The following is a 312-nucleotide window of genomic DNA, read 5'->3' as shown; positions in this document are numbered from 1 at the left end:
GCATGGACACCAACCCGGACGGTGTAGCTTTGGCCAACGTCAATTATTTCGGCCAACCCGAACCCTGGCCGGAAGGATTCGCTGTTCCTTACCCGAAGGCACTGCATAAATTTGCCGGAGAGTTCCAAGTGACAATACAACCGAACGGTTTTCTCCATATCAAGATGCCGGAGCTTGCTTACAGCCGTGGATACCGGCGCACATACCTGACAGGCGTGTTGGCCAAAGTGGTGGTGGACATTGCCAAAGTTTTAGGCAAACCCATCGCATTGGAGGATCTGGACTTCGGCAAAGACCGGCTGGACACGGACA

Annotated in this window: 1 pseudogene; it reads left to right on the top strand. The window is 53.8% G+C overall.

The features are described from left to right. Nucleotides 1-312: pseudogene (locus IT084_RS17790) on the top strand (IS200/IS605 family accessory protein TnpB-related protein); the annotation flags it as partial.

It is taken from the genome of Desulfallas sp. Bu1-1, from assembly GCF_015594625.1.
Taxonomy (GTDB): domain Bacteria; phylum Bacillota; class Desulfotomaculia; order Desulfotomaculales; family Desulfallaceae; genus JADNRQ01.
This window is presented reverse-complemented; position numbering and strand designations above follow the sequence as displayed.